At 43.5% G+C, this 13272-nt stretch carries 17 protein-coding genes; 1 reads left to right on the forward strand and 16 read right to left on the reverse strand.

The window, feature by feature from the left end:
• Positions 1 to 33 precede the first annotated feature (33 nt).
• The 12 genes from HSP_RS11620 to HSP_RS0102630 form a co-directional block, all read right to left on the reverse strand.
• Positions 34 to 153, reverse strand: coding sequence for a Com family DNA-binding transcriptional regulator (locus tag HSP_RS11620; RefSeq protein ID WP_005693545.1), 120 nt, complete (start codon positions 151 to 153; stop codon positions 34 to 36).
• 139 nt (positions 154 to 292) lie between these two features.
• Complete coding sequence (locus tag HSP_RS0102580; RefSeq protein WP_007524252.1) at positions 293 to 724, reverse strand: hypothetical protein; 432 nt, start codon at positions 722 to 724, stop codon at positions 293 to 295.
• On the reverse strand, positions 712 to 1302 hold the full coding sequence (locus HSP_RS0102585; protein WP_007523972.1) for a hypothetical protein: 591 nt from the start codon (positions 1300 to 1302) through the stop codon (positions 712 to 714). The genes HSP_RS0102580 and HSP_RS0102585 overlap by 13 nt, the downstream gene beginning before the upstream one ends.
• Positions 1303 to 1312: 10 nt before the next feature.
• A complete protein-coding gene (locus tag HSP_RS0102590) occupies positions 1313 to 3244 on the reverse strand; it encodes a hypothetical protein (RefSeq protein WP_007525413.1) in 1932 nt (643 codons plus the stop codon).
• Between the two features lie 11 nt (positions 3245 to 3255).
• Entirely contained in the window at positions 3256 to 3834 is a 579-nt protein-coding gene (locus HSP_RS0102595; RefSeq protein WP_007525255.1) for a phage tail protein, read from the reverse strand.
• Complete coding sequence (locus tag HSP_RS0102600; RefSeq protein ID WP_007524065.1) at positions 3827 to 4939, reverse strand: baseplate assembly protein; 1113 nt, start codon at positions 4937 to 4939, stop codon at positions 3827 to 3829. Before HSP_RS0102600 ends, HSP_RS0102595 begins: the two co-directional genes overlap by 8 nt.
• Positions 4936 to 5292 carry a GPW/gp25 family protein gene (locus tag HSP_RS0102605; RefSeq protein WP_007524299.1) on the reverse strand — a complete coding sequence of 119 codons (357 nt, stop codon included), beginning with the start codon at positions 5290 to 5292 and terminating at the stop codon, positions 4936 to 4938. The genes HSP_RS0102600 and HSP_RS0102605 overlap by 4 nt, the downstream gene beginning before the upstream one ends.
• Before the next feature lie 54 nt (positions 5293 to 5346).
• Complete coding sequence (locus HSP_RS0102610) at positions 5347 to 5928, reverse strand: phage baseplate assembly protein V (RefSeq protein ID WP_007525290.1); 582 nt, start codon at positions 5926 to 5928, stop codon at positions 5347 to 5349.
• Complete coding sequence (locus HSP_RS0102615) at positions 5903 to 6967, reverse strand: phage late control D family protein (RefSeq protein WP_010128341.1); 1065 nt, start codon at positions 6965 to 6967, stop codon at positions 5903 to 5905. The genes HSP_RS0102610 and HSP_RS0102615 overlap by 26 nt, the downstream gene beginning before the upstream one ends.
• Positions 6967 to 7194 carry a tail protein X gene (locus HSP_RS0102620; RefSeq protein ID WP_005625313.1) on the reverse strand — a complete coding sequence of 76 codons (228 nt, stop codon included), beginning with the start codon at positions 7192 to 7194 and terminating at the stop codon, positions 6967 to 6969. Before HSP_RS0102620 ends, HSP_RS0102615 begins: the two co-directional genes overlap by 1 nt.
• The gene (locus tag HSP_RS0102625) at positions 7187 to 8119 is read right to left on the reverse strand and encodes a phage tail protein (protein WP_007525311.1); all 933 of its coding nucleotides are present in this window, start codon (positions 8117 to 8119) and stop codon (positions 7187 to 7189) included. The genes HSP_RS0102620 and HSP_RS0102625 overlap by 8 nt, the downstream gene beginning before the upstream one ends.
• A complete protein-coding gene (locus HSP_RS0102630; RefSeq protein ID WP_007525068.1) occupies positions 8119 to 10512 on the reverse strand; it encodes a phage tail tape measure protein in 2394 nt (797 codons plus the stop codon). The genes HSP_RS0102625 and HSP_RS0102630 overlap by 1 nt, the downstream gene beginning before the upstream one ends.
• Positions 10513 to 10555: 43 nt before the next feature.
• On the opposite strand from HSP_RS0102630, the gene HSP_RS0102635 reads away from it, so the two are divergent.
• The gene (locus tag HSP_RS0102635) at positions 10556 to 10864 is read left to right on the forward strand and encodes a hypothetical protein (RefSeq protein ID WP_007524604.1); all 309 of its coding nucleotides are present in this window, start codon (positions 10556 to 10558) and stop codon (positions 10862 to 10864) included.
• Here the strand turns inward: HSP_RS0102635 and HSP_RS11570 are convergent.
• The 4 genes from HSP_RS11570 to HSP_RS0102650 all read right to left on the reverse strand — a co-directional run bounded on the left by HSP_RS11570 (position 10843) and on the right by HSP_RS0102650 (position 13272).
• Complete coding sequence (locus tag HSP_RS11570) at positions 10843 to 11001, reverse strand: GpE family phage tail protein (protein ID WP_007524845.1); 159 nt, start codon at positions 10999 to 11001, stop codon at positions 10843 to 10845. The two genes, HSP_RS0102635 and HSP_RS11570, sit on opposite strands and share 22 nt — an antisense overlap.
• Positions 10979 to 11263 (reverse strand): phage tail assembly protein, encoded by a 285-nt coding sequence (locus tag HSP_RS0102640; protein ID WP_007524759.1) that lies wholly within the window; start codon positions 11261 to 11263, stop codon positions 10979 to 10981. The genes HSP_RS11570 and HSP_RS0102640 overlap by 23 nt, the downstream gene beginning before the upstream one ends.
• Before the next feature lie 90 nt (positions 11264 to 11353).
• Complete coding sequence (locus HSP_RS0102645) at positions 11354 to 11875, reverse strand: phage major tail tube protein (protein ID WP_007525401.1); 522 nt, start codon at positions 11873 to 11875, stop codon at positions 11354 to 11356.
• Positions 11875 to 13272, reverse strand: a complete 1398-nt coding sequence (locus HSP_RS0102650; RefSeq protein WP_010128347.1) for a phage tail sheath family protein — start codon at positions 13270 to 13272, stop codon at positions 11875 to 11877. The genes HSP_RS0102645 and HSP_RS0102650 overlap by 1 nt, the downstream gene beginning before the upstream one ends.

Genomic DNA, 13272 nt, shown 5'->3' on the forward strand with positions numbered 1-13272 from the left:
TGATACTCAAGGTATTCCGACACTCAAATAAAATTATTTAGTAAAGTTAATTACTTTGCAGCGTGGGCATTTGATTTCTAAATAACCAACTGTACCCACTTTCGCCAATAATTTGTTACAAAATGTGCAACGGATTGTTTTAATTGACTGCATATATTCTCCATAATTAAAAGATTTGTTACAATCCGCCCGCCTTGCGCAAGGTAGGCGGCGTATGGCTATATGCAGGCATGTTCTGCGTAGCTGGTAATAACGCGCATTGCCGTGCCGTTATTATCGCCGTCTTTTCTTTTTAAACTTTGTGCGAGGTAAACCCTCCTTTTATCAACTCAGCTAGTTTATTCGGGCTTAACGCCTTTTTCGGTGCTACGCCAAAAATTGCCTCATAACACCACTCACTACAATAATATCGACTTGGCTTTTGCTTAAACGGTAACACGCAACCAATTGCCCCGATAAAATCGTATTTTTTGCCACCGGTACGCTGAAAAAAGTCCACAATGTCTGAATATGTGTGCACTGGGATTAAATCCCACTTATCCGCAGGCAGATGCATAGTTTTTACACGTACACCACCATCACGAGGGCTTGATGAATAGCATTGGTAAACGTTCGCTCCTGTTTTGATTGCCACCTCGCAATGGCTGTAAGGTTTACCCGTAAACAAGCGGATAATTTTATCCACCCAGTTGCCACGGGCTTTGTACATCGCTAAATAGACCACTGCGCAATCTCCTTGGTAAGCTGTTCGACCTGTTCAATCGTAGTAGCAGCTATTAAAGCATCTTCGAATTTTTGTCGCTGACCAATAATCTCACCAATTACCGCTGCAAGCTGGTCTGATTTTTCAAGTACCTTTTGGGCCAATATATCAAACGGTACGCCTCGAATTTTTGATATTTGAGTGAGCATTGGAGTTTTTGCAGATTTATCGAGGCGCCAGGATAGAGCCTCTTGCTCTTGACGATAAAAACTATCAATTTCCGTTTGCGGATAACCAGTTAACAAGCTTGCATTTAATTGATCGGCTTTATGTGCAATTAAAGTAATTAACTCATTTTTTCTTGCGTGTAATAGGTCGGCTTCATCTGATTGTTCCAGCACCCAATGTCCATTGCTCAAATGATAATACTCATTCGGAGGGGGTTCGGAACTTTGATATACTGCTTGCCCATCTGACCACGCAAATGGCGTATCATCATGTAACTCACTCTCAAGAGCATAAAAACCTGTCGGTAAGTAGCTTGGTTTATCTTGTTGATTATATTCGGCATGGCCATATTGGTTGAATACAATGTACATATTTACCTCTCTAAATAATTACCCAACTATCGTTCTTACGCAATCTGACTGCCCCCGTCAGGGTGTCAATAATAATAGAGCCATTTTTGGCAGTTGGCGTGTATCCAATCCATGGAAGATTAGCACGATAAAAAATATCACCTTTACCAGGAATAACTGGGGTTGCTCCACTATTCAACCCATTATCATAGTCAAAATCCATAAAAATGTTATTATAAGTAATACGATCGTTGCTGCGAACAGCTGCCATCCCTCCACGTAGACTAACCCCTTTAAAACTAACGTTTGAAATTGACCCAGCTGAGGCAGCAGATGGATTCACATCTAGAAACACAATAGGAGCATTATTTTTGTGCTTAGCTTGATAGAGACCACCAATCACATTTAGCCCATCAATAATACCATCCTGACCTGGTTGGCCCGCATAAGTGCTAGCCACACAGCGGATTGATTGTCTGTTGGCATCTTGTACATTATTGCCATTTAGCACAACATCCGTTGCACCATCAATTTGGATACCATCAATGCAAGAATAGTCAGCATTAACAACCTTGTTAACTGAACAACCCTCTAGGACAACACCATCAACTAACGCCAGTAAATATGCGCTGAAGTTATCTAATCCCGATGCCACATTAACGTCTTGCACGTGACAGCCAATGAATTTGATATTTTTATGACGACTCACGCGTGAGGTTGCGCCTAAAACTTTAAAACCGCATCCACCACTAGAGCGCCCTCCATGGTTACCTGATCGCTCGGATATACAATCGGTGAATGTCACATCACGAATGCCTAATTGTCCTCCTAATCTGTAGCTATGTTCAGCGGCATCAGAAACGCGCCAATGAATAAAATGGAGATTGCGACAAGAATAGGCATTTAAAGTACTTTCAATAAGTAATCCATTTTGTCCTGGTGCTCCTTGAGCGTTAGGAGATTTTGTCGAGATATTCGCGAAATTAAATACACAATCTGCAACATCCCTTAAATAAACGCCTGTCCGATACGTGTCAACTTTGATATTGCCAAAAAATGACTGGTTAACATTGAAAATAGGCATCGCAGCATCATAATTTTTGATAGTAACATGTTGTAAATGTAGCTCAGTTAATGGTGTATCTAATGCCAAAGACTGGATATGTAAACCATAATCTGAGCCAGGTCTATCTGATGTAACCGATAGATCCTTAATATCCAGTCTACTGCCTGAGATACGGATGGCTCTATCAATCGCTGACCCAGGAGAGCTAAAGCGTAAATGACTAATTTGTGTATTACCGTATATAGTAATACCATAATCCTGACTAGCGGATAACTTCCGAAATTCCGAGTGATTAGCTTTTAAATTGGTATCTTGTGGTATGGTAATAGTTTGGATACCATATTTCCGTCCTCTGGATAGTTTTAATGACTTACCCACCGCAGCCTGCAGTGCTGCTTGTAATCTAGTTGTCTCATCTCGACCATCGCCTATTAAACCAAAATCATGATCGCACAATGATGTATATAATCTTTTCCAGCGGCCTCCATTATGCTCAACAACAAAACAAGTGCCACCGTCATCAGGTGTAATTAGGTCTTGTAAATCCGCAACAAACTCTCCACCACCTGTTGTGCCGCCTGCGTAGTAGGATTTAACTAAAATACGCTGACCATGTTCAGTTGGGCGGATAGTGCGGAGTTGTTCGATACTTTCGGCTTGACCAACAAAACGGAAGCCATCGGCTTTAGTAAGTTCTATGAAAGCATTTTTATTTTGCTCACCAACCTTCTCCATTTCGCCTTTTAAGAATAGCGTACGATTTGCTAAATGTTTTAAGGGTAAATTATCAACACCTGTTGGACCACCAAGTACAGGGTCGGTTTCTTTCAGCATATAAACGCCATCTTCCCAAACGGGTTGTTCTGGTAAAAAATCGTCTTTTGTTAAAGTCGTCATTTTATCCTCTCTTATGCCGCACCACGACTATAAGTGCCGTTGCGAGTTAATGTATTGTTGTGTAAAAAAGCGTATTTTCTAAAATCAAGTGCGACAAGTTCACTGCGAGCTGGAGCAAATCGTTCAATTGTTTGACGAGCAAATTTAGCTTCAGCATAAGTAATCACGTCATTAAGCAGAATACGATATTGTGCCCAACGGTTATCATCTCCATGGAAATAGATGCCATTACGAGTAATTGCCCCCTCGTGATATTGCTTAGCAAGACGTTCAATGATTTCTACATTACCTAGACCTAGTTTTTTGCAAATTTCTTTCACCGCCCAAGGTGTGCCTTTATGCTTATGTAGTTTTACTGCCGAACTAATCAAAGTGCGTTTTGACTTAATATCATCAGCTAACAAATAACCGTCATAACCTGTCACACTCCATTTTTCTGCCACCAGTTCGATATATTTTTCATCAAGCAAATCAATCAGCGAGGTCATAATTTGCGATTTGTCTAGTTGGTCGAGCCGATTAGCTAAATCTGCCAACGTGGTGAATTTCACATCTTGGCGAATAATGTCAGCGTAAATCAGCTTAGCCATGAGATTCTCCCACCACGTTTAAGGTAATGCTTTCACACACCGCCCATTCGTTTTCCAATACTTCAGTCAAATGTGGTTCAACAATTTCCACGTTATACACACCCGACACTTTCAGCGTTGCTGCAATGGTCAGTGGCACAATATCCACGCCCAAGGTAAAGGGATCTTTTGCCAGCAACTCTTGAATCGCCTTCAAAGCACGACTTTTGGTTTCGGTGGCATTGGCTGAGGTGTAAAGCTCAAGATTTGCCACGATGTTGTAACTGACTTTTTTCGCGGGCGAGACAATCACAGTATCATTAAGAGGTCGTCGTTTATCGCCACTTAAATAGGCTTTGATTTTGTCAATTAAGAGCGGTTGAGGTACGCCACGTTTGGTTAACACTGTCATTTCTACTGTGCCGGCTTTGGGGCGTTGTACGGCAACGTCATTGATAAATGGCGTCACGCTACGTGTGTGGTAGTTATAGGCTTCAAACGTACCACAGACAGTAAACGCTTCGGGCGCAAGTAAAATGCGTTTACGGTAATCATCATCACTTTCTTCTGCGACACCACCGTCAGTTACATCAATGTTGCTGACCGTGAGTGTGCCTTGATAATCAATCTGACTTTCGAGCGTTTTCACCCGTCCAGCCTCCCAACCATTGCCTGCTTCACCTGTAAGATTGGCCACTGCCACCACATCAACAAAGCTGGCGAATTTTGATATCACCGTTTCCGTTTTGGTTGAGAAGTAAAGCGTTTCTGTGGCGCGCACCATCGTGCCAGCAGGAATGACGATTTCATCGTGTTCGGTTTCTTCCACCCGAAAACGTAAGGTGGTTTCAGCCGGTTGCGCGGCAAGGCGAATACAGCCCATTTGCTCACCGCATAAATCCAAGGCTTGCCCTGTAGCGGTTTGCGGAAAGGTTTGGCGAAAAGCCTCGTTAATCCCTTTGCGCATCAATAATTCACGGTAGGCATATAAGTTAATAATTAGCCGTTCAATATGAGCAGGTTGCAAGGTTTTGCCTGTGCGCTCTTCATATTGGGCAATGCAATCAGCAAGGATTTTTGCCACATCTTCTTCAACAATTTGAATTTCTTCACGGTTTGCAATCATAGTTGATACTCCGTTGCATAAATTTGACGTGCAACATCTTCAGCCACGCACCATTTCACCGAAAAATGAAATTCAGGAGCTTCGCCGGTAATAATGACTTCTTGCACCACGACACGCTTTTCCCATTTATCAATCGCTGTAAAAACTTCGCGCACGATATTCGGAATCGCAATATCTTCAGGTTGGTCGATATAATCGAAATGGTCGGAACCAAAATCAGGACGAAGCACATCACTGCCTTTTCGGGTGGACAGAATATTCAGAATGCACTGATGTAAATCATCTTCGCCTTGAATGGTAGCGACATCAGTGGGGGCTAATTGCCAGTGGGTATGTTGAATAGCAGTTTTCATAGCCGTGAGTGTAACGGCTATGAATGGAGAGGGATTTTAAACTAATTTAAAGAATTACTGGGGTTTACCGGAAGTGTCTCGACCACCTTGGACGCCACTATGAACATGAGAACCAAGTGAAACAGAACCTTGTTTAACACTTGGCGCAGACACCTCTTTGCTTGAGGTAATGTTGCCACTAGCATGTAATTTGCCATTGATGGTGGTGTCGCCATTGATTTCGGTTTCGGCATTCACCACCGCCTTGCCTGCAGTAACCGTTACCGTACCTGAGGTTTTTACCACGACATCACCTGTTTTACGGTTGTGAGAAATTTCAGTCCCGTTACTGAATTTATGTAACCACATTTCACTATTTGTAACAGGCACAGGGTCAATTGCATTGTAAATTGCCCCTAAAACACAACCGCTTTCACCGCGTGCATCGAGCAAAATTGCCACCAACTCACCGAGATCAGGCAGGCAGTAAAATTGATTGCCGCCTGCGTTGGGGACAAGGTAAGCCAGCCACGCCGTTTCAAAATCCTCAAGAGCAGGAATGGTTGCTTTGATACGGTGTGTTTTCGGATCAACTTGGCTGACAATACCTTCCTGATAAGTTGCACCAAAATTATGCGTGGGTTGCTGCTTTCTCATCTTTTGGTAATTCCTCACTAAATTCAATCATTTTGATTTCAAGGTCGGTGGTGTAGCCTTGCCGTTTGTCCACCGTGTGGCATGCCTGCTTGATTAAGTATTTACCGCTAAACATACCGACATTCGTCAGCCAAATGGTATTGCCGGCGACCAGTTTTGGGTTGCCAATCACGGTAATATTGCCCGCTTGTTGGTCATCATTTTCGGCAAGTGCGGCATCGGCTCGGGCGTTCATTTGTGCTTGGCTTTCACCACGGGTCACTATTTTTAAGGTATCAGCACTGCTGGCTGCCGCTTGTTTTTTCGTGGGGCGCTTTGTCTTGTGCTTTTTGGTCGATTTCAACGCCTTTTTCTCATTCTGGTTAAAGCCTGAGACTTCTACTTTTGAAACCGTGTCTTTAATGCGGTCGCGCAAGCGTAAATTTTTTACCTCACTATAATCAATCACCGCAACGGGCGTGCGTTCCTCAAGGCTTGCCATAGTGGTGAAAACCAGCGTTTGATTGACAATTTTAAAGCTGTAGTGGTATTCGTGCGCCAGCCGAGTTAAAAATTCCACGTCCCGTTCTTGGTATTGGGTAGCACGCTGAATCGGAATATCTGCTACCGTGCCTGTTACCTTGAGTTTCAACCGCTTTGCTACGGTTTTGACGATATTTGCCAGCGTGGTGTTTTCATAAGATTTCGGCTTAAGTGTTCGGTTGGCTTTGGTGACACCTGTGCTTAAGGCTTTAAGCGCAACGGCAGAACCACTATTAGGCGACCATTGCCATTCGATTTCGTCCAGCTCAAAACTACCTAAATTCACTAACGGCTCGCCTTTGTAACCTAGTTGCAAACTTAATTTATCGCCTTGAGTGGGAAACCAACTGCCGACCCATTTGCGTTCAATATCTTCAAATTCCACTTGTAATTCGTCCGACTGGTCAGAGAGATAGTCGGTATAAGTGAGTCGCAACAAATTCGGCTTCACATATTGGGTAATTTGTTTGGCTTCATACAGCAATTCAAAGTCAGGGGATTGGGATTGCACTTGCATTAGTTATCTCCTTGCAACCACGGCGGCAAATCACTGTTGTCGGTGGTTTTCACCTCTAGCACAGGCACTTTTAAAGTTTCGCCCATTGGCAACATTTCACAAAAGGGGATATGCGGATTGGCATCAATCAAGCGGTTGATTTCGTTGACCGTGCCATAATAATGATAGGCAAGGTTATCCCAACGCTCGCCCTGCTTAACCGTGTGTAAAATAATGGCATTACTCATCGTTGTCCTCCCCGCTGTCAGCACGAATGGCGATCCAAGCGGTCATTTTTGCTGAATTTTTTGCAAGAGATTCCGAGACCACGTCAGCCGATTCAATCGCTTTTACACCTAAATCGAACCATTCTCTCAACTCATCGCCCTTGATGCCTGATTTAAATAGGCTGTAAGCGGTATTTAAATGTCCTGAAAGCGTGGTTAAATCTTGCATAAATCCCGCAGCACCACGAACTCCTTCCGTCAGCGTAGCAAATGCATTACCTAAGCCTACCATTTCAGCCAAACCGCCGAAAGAACCACCTAAGGTATTCACAATGCCACTGATTTCAGACAGGGCTGCCAGAGGGTTATCTTTTAAATGCTTCACACTTTCGACCGCACTTTTGACATCTGCCACCACTTGCTTAACCTGACGTGCCACAGCAATGCCTTTGCTCATTAGTTGATTGGCTTGACTAACAAAATTACTTAAGCCCTTTGGCACAATGGAGGCAAGTGGCGAATTACCGGCTAACGATAATGCCGCACCTAAAATCCCTGCTTGTGGGTTGCCGACAAATTCCCGAAGGGTTAAGCTCACGTCACGGGCAAGTGCATTGCCTTTCCCATCAGTGAATAATACCGTACTGGTAACGTCTGTAATGACAAAATGTCCTTTGAATTTAGAGAAACCAAAGACCAATGCCAAAGCCTCTTGGCTTTCTTGCGCTGTGAGTAAGGCTTGATAGCGACTTTCTACGGGCGCAAGTTGATGATGTAGTTGTAACTGTAATGTGACATCCGTTAATGCCATGCCCATGGCTTGCAATTTCGGTTTGCCCGAAAGCACCTCGTGTTCAGCAAATACTGCAGAACGGCTTTCGTCAAAACCCGTTGGGGCAGAGAGTAAATCAAAGGCAATATTGCCTAAAAGTGCATAATTTTCCATTAGTAAGCCCCCCGTTGTCGTTGGTCTAACACGCGATTGAGTAATTGCTCAAACTCATACGCCCCCATTTTTAATGCGCTTTGTAACTGGTCGGTTACGCTTTGTGACGCATTACCGGTTACGGTAATTTGAGGGCTAAAATGCACCACAATGCCGCCTTGATGGCCTTCACTATTGGTAACAGCGTTTCTATTTAGTGGTTGATAGTTAGCAAGTAAGCTACCTTTGGCCGCGCCATCAAAACTCACTGCATCAGATAAGTTATCACTGGCTTTTTGAGCTAACGGCTGAGCTTTATCCATCCCAATTGCCAAGCCTTCCACCACGTTTACCCCGTAGCCCTTAAAAACACGGCTTGGCGAGTGAATACCTAACTTTTCCGCAAACCAGCCCTTAATGCCGTCGCCTAAGTCGGACACAATCTGCTTCGCGCCTTCCCAAGCGTTTTTGATACCGTTTACTAAGCCATCGATCATATTCTTGCCGAAGTCGGTAAACTTGCTTGGTACATCAATCCCGAACCAAGAAAGCACGGTAGAGAAAACTTGCTGGAATAAGCCAAGTGGCGACCAATTGAGAATAGTGGCAGTAATGTTGCCGATGCCTGAATCGAAAAAGTTGCTTATATTTGCCCACACTTCCGAGCAATAATTACTAATACCGTTCCAAGCTGATGAGAAAATACCTGACACTGCCGCCCATTTTTCACTAAACCACGCAGAAATCGGCTCCCAGTATTGGTAAATAAGGAATGCCCCCAATGCAATACCACCAATAATTAGCCCGATAGGGTTAGTCATTGTGGCGATTTTTAACGCATCCATTGCCATTGTTACGGTTTGAATAGCAAATGATCCTACTTGCAACACCCCACGCAAGGCGACAAAACCTGTTACCAAGCCCAGTACAAACTTAGCAGCTTCTTTATGTTGAGATATAAACGGCGTAAACCATTCCACTGCTTCCTGCAAACTTTTTGCGAAACCTTTAATATCATCAGCAAACACAGAACCTACATTGCCGACCGCACTTTCCCACGCGCCCCCTAAGCTTTCCAGAGCGGAGCCAAGTGTCTTCGTTTTTTGGGCAACACGTTCTTCAAGGCTAGCTTGGTCTTTCATTTTCTGCAAGAAATCCTGCAAACCCGCCGTGCCTTTTTCTCCTAATAACAAAGCAACGCGCTTACCTTCAGTACCAAACATTGCGTCAGCTACATCTTGTGCTGCTTGGTCGCCAAATTTCGCCCTAATTTTTTGCAGTTTCTCAAGCTCTTTGACCATTCCGTCAATGCCTTTGAAATTGCCTTTTTTATCCCAGAAATTAAACTCAAGCCCACTTTTCTCTAAAATATCCCGAGCGTTGGCTTTCATTCCTTTTTTGGCTTCGGCGATCATTTGCGGACCTTTACTCATTCGGTCAAGCATTGTGGAAAAGTTTGTCCCGAATGAGGTGCCTTCTAAGCCTTGTTGTGCAGCTAAACCTTCAATAGCAAAAAGTTTTTGCGAATTTTCTCGCCCTGTTAATTTCATTGAACGAATATTAGAAGCGTAGTAGGTCATCGCCCCATACATATCTTCCTTATTCATACCTGCGGCAAACATTGCTCGTTGCAAGTCATCAGCGGACGCACCCAATTCTGCTTCAGATAAGCCGTGTGATTCCATCATTTTAGAAAAGAACTCACCGCCTTGCATTTGATCCATATCTAACAGAACATTAAGTTTTGCCGATGTTTTTAAGCCACCGTTAATCAAGGTTTCATCAGTTACCCCTTGCATTTTCATTGCTTTGGCAAGCTTGTAGAAATCTTCTCTTGTACCTGGTAAATCTGTGCCGAGTTGGTCAGCAATTTTGCCTATTTCATTGAATTTTCCGAATGTACCATCAGCTTTCATCATTGAAATTTTCAGGTTATTTGCCGCTTCTTCCTGCTCCATAAAGGTTTTCATTACACTTGTTCCAATCGCAGCGTAAGCCAGCGTACCGAGTGCTTTACCTTTTAATTCATCGCGTTTATTTTTGGCATTTTCATAACCTGAAAGCGCCCCTTGTAGCTTTCGTTGAGCATGTAAAGAACGGTTTAATTCTTTGCCAAATTCACGTTGCTGACGGCTGACTTGGCTAATTGCTCTACCGAGCTTGTCATATTCGGTTTTCATCAAGGCAAGCCCGACACCGCCTTTAGAACTGGCGCGGCTCATTTCGGCATAGAGTGTTGCTTGCTTGGTGCGGAGTGCGTTCAGTTCGGTAGAAAATTTGGAATGAATTTGCTGATTTTTGGCAACGGCTTGACCGAGCTTGTCTAACGTGCCATTGACACCTGCAAAAGTGCTTTTGAAATTGCCCGCTAAACTTGCACCAATCACTAAACCGATTGCTAAATTGTTTGCCATTTTGTTATTCCTAAAGGTAAAATGCTAAAAAACGGAGGGGACTATGCTGACTTGGTTGAATGAAAAATTTATCGAATGGCGTGGCTTTGAAAGCTGGCAAAAAACAGCCTACAGCATTGCCTTTGGACTGTTCCTTGTGCTGTTTTTATACGGTAGCTATGAATACTGGGCATTTCATTTCACCAGCCCAGCCGAACAAAACGTTCTTTCTATCGCATTTTGGGCGATGATTTACTTTGTTTTAGTCGCTGTGCTGGGTTCAGTCGCCATTTGGCTATGCGGCTTTATCGGGGCATTGTTTGCCACTGTGTTTCAAGGTTTTTCTTGGTGCTACCGTAAAATTTGCCTGTAGCCTTCTTTGATTTGACGATTGGCTTGGAAAAGCCAGTCGTCAAGTTCTTTTAGTGTCCAGCCATCAATTTCATCTGCCGAAAAACCAAACCACCAAACAATGTCGGCAATCGCATTACTCAGTATCTCCGTCTTCACTGTCTGAACCGAACAGAAATCGTTGGATCTGTTGATAATCTTTCCATTTGATTAAGTCCATATCTTCCTGCACCAAGCCACAGCAAAGTGCAGCAACAATAATTTCACGTTCTTCAGATGTTTTACCTTGCTGACCAGCTACACGAATATCTTTCACTAATGGCTCTCGTACTTTCAATTCTTCAACCAATATGCCACCCGCAAGGTGGATTGGGCTAGATAATTTAATGGTAGTGCGAACGGCATCAACTTTTTGAGACATAAAAAACTCCTTTGTGAGTGTGTTGTTTAACTTTCACAAAGGAGTTTACTTAAATTATGTTTAAAGGTCGTTTAAACTGCTTTAAAGAAATTACTGCCCGATATTTTTGCGGTAGGTTTCTAAAATATCTTGCCCTGCAACGCGCCATTTATTGCTGAAGGCATCAAAATATAACACTTCTTTACCATCAATCATCTGCTTAACCATACTGACTTGATAAGTCATTGCGTATTCTGAATTCTCTTTAGGCTTATATTCACCCAGTGGCGCTTTGTTGAAGTTGCAGTTTAACATCATCACCAATGGCACCTCAGTTGCACGTCCTGCAGCGTTGTACACGCTCACATTAGCACGCACCTGTAGTTGTGCAGTGCGGTAAGGATTGTTGGCAATAGCTGCAACTTCAGGGTAAAAACCGTCCCACACAATTTCCCCTTCAAGGGCATTCACGCCACTTGGTAGTTTTAATGTGCCGACCAAACCTAAATTTTTATGCTCGGTCATTTCCACTTCAAATTCGGGCAACTTAATGGATTTTGCCTTGCCTAAAAAACTGTTGCCGTTGATGTACACATTGGCATTATCAATTTTGTTAATTGCGACACCGCTCATTATTGACCTCCACGGCTGGTTAAATTCACGAGATATTTACGCGTTACCACACTCTTATTACGGATACGTTCCGCAGGGATTTTCGGCGTAAAGTCATATTGTAATGGTACTAATCCTTGGCTAAAGGCATCTAACAAGTCCGCATCAGGGTCAAGAGCAACGCTATAACCCACAATGGATTTGAGTGTTCCCATATAGGTTTCAATCGTACCTAATAGGCTATCTAGTAAAGCTTCATCAATTGGACGATCTACGTATTGTAATTCTGCCTGAGCAATGCCTTCGTCAATTAAATCTGCTGTGCGTTGTACCACTTCAAACTGGCTGATATGCGTGCTGGTTGGGTAAGCAGCTAAGCGGTTGCCCCATAAGCGATAGCCTGTACCGTAGCTGTTAAATACGGTAGTAATACCACGGGAGTTAAGTTGGTTGGTTTCACTTTGTACGTCGTTAACACGCGCCGTCAGTTTAACTTCTACGCCTTGTACACCTTTAAGCTCACGGTTTGAGGTAGAGTACCAATAGCCGTGATCCACATCCACTTTCATACGCAAGCCTGCGGCGTGTGTGGCAAGACTTTCCAACGTGCCACGCTCGCCGACAACATATGGGTAAAACAGATGTACGCGGTCAGAACTGGTATAAAAGTTGATTGTGCCGTTGCTACCTCGCCCTGCAATTGCTTGAGATAAGGTTGTGCCTTTAGGTGCATTGATATAAGCAATCGCATTGAGCTTATCCGCAAGGGTGGCAAGCGATGTCATTACGCCTGCTTGTTGGTCAAATTGAGGGCAAATCACAATTTTGGCATCAGCCCCAAATTCGATAAAGCCCATTTTGAGCAACTCAAAACCTGTGCGCTTACCTGTGGCTGAATCAATACCGCCTCGCACATCACTCTCTGTTACTTTAGTTGGATCAGCATAAACATAGGTTGCTTTAAGTTCTGTTTGTGCGCGCATAAAGGTGACTTCACCGGTTAATAAATTAACGGTGTAATCTTTACCGGCACTTAATACAGTTGCACCTGATTTAATGGTTAACTCAATTAAACCTGCTTTCTGAGTTTGTGCAATAAGCGTGTCAGCATTTTGTGTTAATACTTCATCTGTTACCGTCGTGCGATGTTTTTTAGGGTCTAACACGTTAATTACATATACTGTACCTGCTTCATATCGCTTAATAATATCTAGTGCATCACAAATGGTATAACCTTTATCTACTAGATTGCCGAATTGTGCAAAATGTTTTGAGGTTTGGCACAGGGTAATTTCATTGGTTGCGCCAATCGGTGCTGTGCCAACTAAACCAATAATCGCCCCGTCAATTTGACGGATAGCGACTGTACCACCGTTAATACGTTCGGTTTCCGAACCGTGATGGAAGGCTACTGCCAT

Source organism: Haemophilus sputorum CCUG 13788 (genome assembly GCF_000238795.1).
GTDB lineage: Bacteria > Pseudomonadota > Gammaproteobacteria > Enterobacterales > Pasteurellaceae > Haemophilus_A > Haemophilus_A sputorum.

What these genes read in the sequence shown, in the direction of transcription:
- HSP_RS0102610 (WP_007525290.1), bottom strand. Translation starts at nt 5,928, where the DNA reads ATGAGAAAGCAGCAACCCACGCATAATTTTGGTGCAACTTATCAGGAA.
- HSP_RS0102645 (WP_007525401.1), bottom strand. Translation starts at nt 11,875, where the DNA reads ATGAGCGGTGTCGCAATTAACAAAATTGATAATGCCAATGTGTACATC.
- HSP_RS0102600 (WP_007524065.1), bottom strand. Translation starts at nt 4,939, where the DNA reads ATGATTGCAAACCGTGAAGAAATTCAAATTGTTGAAGAAGATGTGGCA.
- HSP_RS0102615 (WP_010128341.1), bottom strand. Translation starts at nt 6,967, where the DNA reads ATGCAAGTGCAATCCCAATCCCCTGACTTTGAATTGCTGTATGAAGCC.
- HSP_RS11620 (WP_005693545.1), bottom strand. Translation starts at nt 153, where the DNA reads ATGCAGTCAATTAAAACAATCCGTTGCACATTTTGTAACAAATTATTG.
- HSP_RS0102625 (WP_007525311.1), bottom strand. Translation starts at nt 8,119, where the DNA reads ATGGAAAATTATGCACTTTTAGGCAATATTGCCTTTGATTTACTCTCT.
- HSP_RS0102605 (WP_007524299.1), bottom strand. Translation starts at nt 5,292, where the DNA reads ATGAAAACTGCTATTCAACATACCCACTGGCAATTAGCCCCCACTGAT.
- HSP_RS0102595 (WP_007525255.1), bottom strand. Translation starts at nt 3,834, where the DNA reads ATGGCTAAGCTGATTTACGCTGACATTATTCGCCAAGATGTGAAATTC.
- HSP_RS0102620 (WP_005625313.1), bottom strand. Translation starts at nt 7,194, where the DNA reads ATGAGTAATGCCATTATTTTACACACGGTTAAGCAGGGCGAGCGTTGG.
- HSP_RS0102585 (WP_007523972.1), bottom strand. Translation starts at nt 1,302, where the DNA reads ATGTACATTGTATTCAACCAATATGGCCATGCCGAATATAATCAACAA.
- HSP_RS0102650 (WP_010128347.1), bottom strand. Translation starts at nt 13,272, where the DNA reads ATGGCAGTAGCCTTCCATCACGGTTCGGAAACCGAACGTATTAACGGT.
- HSP_RS0102640 (WP_007524759.1), bottom strand. Translation starts at nt 11,263, where the DNA reads ATGTCTCAAAAAGTTGATGCCGTTCGCACTACCATTAAATTATCTAGC.
- HSP_RS0102590 (WP_007525413.1), bottom strand. Translation starts at nt 3,244, where the DNA reads ATGACGACTTTAACAAAAGACGATTTTTTACCAGAACAACCCGTTTGG.
- HSP_RS0102635 (WP_007524604.1), top strand. Translation starts at nt 10,556, where the DNA reads ATGCTGACTTGGTTGAATGAAAAATTTATCGAATGGCGTGGCTTTGAA.
- HSP_RS0102630 (WP_007525068.1), bottom strand. Translation starts at nt 10,512, where the DNA reads ATGGCAAACAATTTAGCAATCGGTTTAGTGATTGGTGCAAGTTTAGCG.